At 68.3% G+C, this 5,583-nt stretch carries 4 protein-coding genes; 1 reads left to right on the top strand and 3 read right to left on the bottom strand.

Translation table 11 applies throughout. The features are described 5' to 3' along the window. Positions 1–920, bottom strand: a 920-nt coding sequence (gene metK / locus AADI75_RS15855) for a methionine adenosyltransferase (RefSeq protein WP_341209953.1), incomplete at its 3' end; no start/stop codon positions are given. Positions 921–962: 42 nt separating this feature from the next. Continuing rightward, complete coding sequence (lnt, locus tag AADI75_RS15850) at positions 963–2,456, bottom strand: apolipoprotein N-acyltransferase (protein WP_341209954.1); 1,494 nt, start codon at positions 2,454–2,456, stop codon at positions 963–965. 208 nt (positions 2,457–2,664) lie between these two features. Between lnt and AADI75_RS15845 the strand changes: the two genes are divergently transcribed. Beyond that, a complete protein-coding gene (locus AADI75_RS15845; RefSeq protein ID WP_341209952.1) occupies positions 2,665–2,967 on the top strand; it encodes a polyhydroxyalkanoic acid system family protein in 303 nt (100 codons plus the stop codon). A gap of 160 nt (positions 2,968–3,127) precedes the next feature. Here AADI75_RS15845 and AADI75_RS15840 read toward each other — a convergent pair. Beyond that, positions 3,128–5,583 (bottom strand): insulinase family protein (locus AADI75_RS15840; RefSeq protein WP_341209951.1); only part of this gene is annotated, 2,456 nt, incomplete at its 5' end.

Below are 5,583 nucleotides of genomic sequence, written 5' to 3'. Positions count from 1 at the left end.
GCGACGACGTTCTTGGCCAGATAGCGCGCGACATAGGCGGCCGAACGGTCGACCTTGGTCGGGTCCTTGCCGCTGAACGCGCCGCCGCCGTGCGGGGCCGCGCCGCCGTAGGTGTCGACGATGATCTTGCGCCCGGTCACCCCGGCGTCGCCGTCCGGCCCGCCGATCTCGAACTGGCCGGTCGGGTTGATGTAGATCTTGGTCGCGTCGTCGATGAAGCCATCGGGCAGCACGTCCTTGAACACGCCCATCACGTAATCGCGCAGGACCGCGTACTTGGACGCATCGGCATTGTCGCCCTTCTCGCAATAACCCGGCGCATGCTGGGTCGAGACGACCAGCGCGGTCGCCTTGACCGGCACTTCGTTCTCGTACTGCAGCGTCACCTGGCTCTTGGCGTCCGGCTCGAGGAACGGTGCCGCGCCCGAATGGCGGTCGGCGGCCATCCGCTCGAGGATCTTGTGGCTGTAATACAGCGTCGCCGGCATCAGGCCCGGCGTTTCGTCGGTCGCATAACCGAACATGATACCCTGGTCGCCCGCGCCCTCGTCCTTGTTGCCGCTCTCGTCGACGCCCATCGCGATGTGCGCCGACTGGCCGTGCAGCTCGTTGAGGAAGCGGAATTCGTTCCAGTGAAAGCCCGACTGCTCATAGCCGATGCGCTTCACCGTCGCGCGCACGGTCGCCTCGATCTCGTCCTCGATCCCCGGCGCCCATTGATCGTTCTCGTACACGCCCTTGCCGCGGATCTCGCCCGCCAGCACCACCAGCTGCGTGGTAGTCAGCGTCTCGCACGCGACGCGTGCCTCGGGATCCTTGGACAGGAACAGGTCGACGATCGAATCCGAAATCTGGTCGGCGACTTTGTCGGGATGGCCTTCGGACACCGACTCGGACGTGAAGAGGAACGACTGACGCATGGAGGCTCCGGGAGATAACGATATAAAGATAGCTTTATGTCGTTACCGTGATCGACGCCGCAACGCAAATGCGACGAGTGTCAGCACTGTCCCGACCAGCAACGCCGCCCAATTGCCCAAATGTGCGAAGGGCGTAGCCGCATGCGCCGGCGGGATCGGCACCACCGCTGCGCCGGCGACGTGGTGCGCCACCGTCGCCAGCAGCGCGCCGTCCGCGCCGATCACCGCCGAGATGCCGTTCGGAGTCGCGCGCACCACGGGCAATCCTTCCTCAATCGCGCGCAGCCGTGCCTGCGCCAGATGCTGCGGCGGCCCCCACGTGCCGAACCACGCATCGTTCGACGGATTGAAGATCAACCGCGGGCGATGCGCCGGGTCGACGACCTGTCCCGAGAAGATGATCTCGTAGCACAATTGCATCCCGATCGCGCCGAACCCCGGCACCGTCATCGTCCGCGGCCCCGGTCCGGGCGCGAAATCCATGTCCCCGGGCACCAGCCGCGACAGCCCCAGCGGCTTGAGCAGCCACGGCATCGGCAGATATTCGCCATACGGCACCAGATGCGCCTTGTCGTAGCGCCCACGGATCCGCCCGCGCGCATCGAGCGCAAACACCGAATTGCTCGCGGTGGTCACCTCGCCCTTGCTGTCGAACTGGAGCGCGGTGCCGCCGGTCAGCAGCATGTCGCGCGGCCCCAGCACCGACGCCATCCGCGTCCGCGTCAGCCACGGGCTGGTGTTGCCGTAGACCCAAAAGGGATAATCATCCTCAATGAAGTCGCGGATCACGCCCTCGGGCCACATGACCAGCCGCGGCGCGGCACCCGGCGTACGCGACAGCCGCAGCAGCCGCGCGAGCATCATCGCCTGATCGCTCTCGCCGCGCTGGTCCTGCGGCACGTTGGGCTGCACGACGACGAGTTTCGGCGCATCGGCGGCGGCGGGCGGCGGTGCCGACCGGTAACTCAGCAGCTCCGCAACGGTCAGGATCGCGAATGCGACCACGCCGATGCCGATCTGCTTGCGCCCCGCGGGCAGCAGCAACAGCCCGCCGGCCGCCGCGACGGTCAGCCCCGACAGCGCATAGGTGCCCACCAACGTCGCCAGCCACGCCACCGGCTGCACCGGCACCCACATCACCGCGACCGGGTCCCACGCATAACCGGTGAACAGCCAGCTCCGCATCCACTCGGTCAGGATCCAGCACGCGCCGAACAGCAGCACGAAGCCCGCGTCGATCTGCGGCCCGCGTCCGCGCCACGCCAGCCCCGCGCACAGCGCCGGGAACACCGCCAGGTACAGCGCCAGCGCGAACGGCGCGGCATAGCCCAGCCAATGCGGCATCTGGTCCTGAAAGGTGAAGGCGTGCTGGAACCAATTGTCGTTGATCGTGAAATGCCCGACCCCGAACGCCCAGCCGCGCCACAGCGCCTGCCCGCGCGTCGGTGCGGCATGGACCAGTGCGATCCACCCGGCGAAAGCGGCGATCGCCAGCCACCAATATTCCAGCGGCGCGAAACCGCACGCCGCGGCCACGCCCAGCAACAGCGCGGTCAGCGCCGGATAGCGACGCGGAGACGCTTCGATCGAAGAACGATAGGACAGGGCAGGGCTTCCTTCGCGCAGGTGTCGACGCCTCCTGCGACGCCCCGCGCGTCATCGCAAGCCATCCACGCGAGGTAGGGCGTGACGATGACGGTTGCGAGGCGTATCAGTGCAGCATGACACGTCATGGATGGAGCGCATGAGCAAGCCGATCGAAGTGGACCTGCCGCACCAGCTCGGCGTCGCCGGCGCACGCGCGCGGATCGAGGGCGGATTCGACAAGCTGGCCGGCTATATCCCCGGCGGGCATGTCACCGAGCATCGCTGGGATGGCGACACGCTGCATTTCGTGATTGAGGGCATGGGCCAGCGCGTCGCGGTCCAGCTCGACGTCACCGAGCGCAACGTCCACGCCCTGTTCGAACTGCCCGGTCTGCTCGGGATGTTCGGCGAGCAATTGCGCGCGAAGTTGCAGAAGGACGGGCCGAAGCTGCTGGCGTAGTCGCCCCGCGCGCCGTTGCCCCTGCGCAGGCAGGGGCCCATGTCTGTGTCGTGCCGCGCGCCATCTGACACACGGGCGTCGGTACAGTGTCAGACGGATCGACATACGACACAGAGATAGGCCCCTGCCTGCCCAGGGGCGACGGGGCATACGGCGGCGTCTACTTCCCCGACTCAGCCCCCTTCGGCACCACCGCCATCGTCCAGTCCTTCTCCGGCTTCAGATATTTCGCCGCGGTCGCCTGCAACAGCGCGGGGGTGATCGTCGTGAAGTCGCTCACCAGGCTTTGGCTCGCCTCGATCCGCTTCGGGTCGAACGTGCCACCGCTGGTCTGGAGCAGCCAGAACTGGTTCCCCGACGAGGCGCGCGCCATATATTGCAGCATCGGCACGATCGTCCGCCGCAACTCGTCCTCGCTCACCGGCGTCGACACCAGCTCGCTCGCGATCTGGCGCGACAGCTGGAAGAACAGCGGCACCTTGTCGGGTGCGACCTTGCCGATCGCGATCAGCCGACCGCCGCCGGGCTGCCCCACCGGCCACTGGCTCTGCGCGCTCGGCGAATAGCTTGCGCCCGCCACCGAACGCAGCCGGTCGAACAGCCGGTCGTTGAACACCGCCGCCAGCACGTCGAGCCGCCGCTGCTCGGCATGATCCGTCGACCCGCCGCCGGTCGGCCAGGCGATCACCGCCGCGGCCTGATTGTCGTCGCCGTCGTGCGTCCGCATCACCGGCTGCGCGACATGCGCGGGGAAGCGCACCGTCGGTGAGCGCGGATCGTCCGCGCGCCGCGTCTTGAGCGCGCCGAAGCTCTTGGCCACCGCCGCGATCGCCTCGTCGCCCTTCACGTCGCCGAAGATGTCGACCTCGATCGGCCCCGTCGCGAGCAGCGGCTGCCACAGCTTCTTGAACGACGCCGCGTCGAGCTTCTCGATCTGCTCCAGCGTCGGCACGCCCCAGCGCGGATCTCCGTCGCGTAGCAAACCTTCCAGATCGCGCGCCAGCACGCCGTCGGGCGACGACGACAGCCCGGCATAGCCCGCCAGCATCGCCGCCCGCGCCCGCGCCACCGGCGCCTTGTCCCAGCGCGGTGCGGCCAGCTTCGCCGCCATCAGCGTCAGATTGTCGGCATAGTCGCCCGGCGTCGTCTGCGCGCCGAACAGGAACGCATCGTCGCCGATGTCGAAGTCCAGCCCCATCCGCCGCCCGGTGGTCAGCTGGTCCAGGTCGCTCTGGTCGAGCGAACCGATCCCGCTGGCGATCAGCGCGGTGTCGCCAGCCCAGGCCGGGGTCGGCCGGTCGGACGGCAACGCCTGATAGCCGCGCCCGAACCGCACGCGCAGATAGACGCGGCCCGTTTCCGACGCGTTCGGATAGATTAGCGCGCGCACGCCATTGGCGAACGTCACCTGCTCCATCGGCGGATCGCCGACGCGCGCCTGCGCGACGGTCTTGCCCGGCTGCCCCAGCCTCGGGACGCGCGAGAAGTCGACCGCGGCCTGCTGGGTGCGCTTGCCCGCCAGCTTCGAGACATCGGCCTTCATCGCCGCCGCCAGTTTCGCCGCCGCACCCTCGTCGGGAGTACGGGTGTTGACGAGTGCACGGTTGGCATCGCCCTTGAACAGCCGGTTGGTCGATTCGACCATCGCGGCGGGGGTGAACATGCCCTTGGTGCGCGCCTGCTTAAGGATGTCGTAGCTGGTCTGCGGCCCGGCGACGGTTTCGCGGATGTCGAGCGCGCTGACCATGTCGTCGGCCTGTTTCGCGCCCGCCTCGACTCGCGCCGTATCGACGTCGTTCTTCATCGCGGCGTCGAACTCGGCAAGCTCGCGGTCGATCTCCCCCTGCGTCGGCGGAGTCGCCATCGCGTCGGCGATCACCGCGCGCACGTCCTTCAGCGCGGCTTCCCAGTCGGTGCCGATCGGAATGACGTTGGTGAAGGTGCCGTTGGCGGAACGCGACACGTCGTCGAGATTGACCGACGCCTGCAGGAAGCTGCCCCCGGCGCGCGCACGCGTCTCCAGCCGGCGGTTGATCAACCGCATCGCCAGCTGATCGACCATCCGCTTCTGGTTGAAGATGATCGTGTCGCTCTGATACTTCCACGGCCGCAGCACCGCGGTCGCGACGATCGGCGGCAGCGACGGCTCGGCGATCGTCTTGGCGATCGGGTCGCCGGTCTGCGGCGTGCCGAAGTCGGGATCGGCCGGGTTGGGGCCCTTGCCCTGCCAGCCACCGAAGTTCTTGACGACCAGCCTGGCGGCGACGTCGGGGTCGATATCGCCCGAGATGATGACCACCGCGCGCGACGGGCGATACCATGTGTCGTGGAACGCCTGCACGCTGGCCGGGTTCGCCGCCTCCAGCGTCTTGATCGTCCCGATCGGCGAGCGGCTGGCGAGCGGCTGCCCGGTGAAGAAGGTCTGGCGCAGCGCATCGCCATAGCGGACCTGCGGCCCCGGTGCCTCACGCTGTTCGGCGAGCACTGCGGGGCGCTCGGCGGCGAGTCCGGCGTCGGTGATCGCGGGCGCGGCCATCATGCCCGAAAAGATCTTGAGGCTCTCGTCGAGCTTCACGTCGGTCGCGCCGGGCAGGTCGAGCTTGTAGACGGTCTGGG

Origin of the sequence: uncultured Sphingomonas sp. (assembly GCF_964021865.1) — a bacterium.
Classification (GTDB): domain Bacteria; phylum Pseudomonadota; class Alphaproteobacteria; order Sphingomonadales; family Sphingomonadaceae; genus Sphingomonas.
Note: the sequence above shows the minus strand (reverse complement) of the source record. Positions and strands in the feature narration are given on the sequence as shown.

Coding starts and splice junctions, on each gene's coding strand:
- AADI75_RS15845 (WP_341209952.1), top strand. CDS start 2,665: ATGAGCAAGCCGATCGAAGTGGACCTGCCGCACCAGCTCGGCGTCGCC.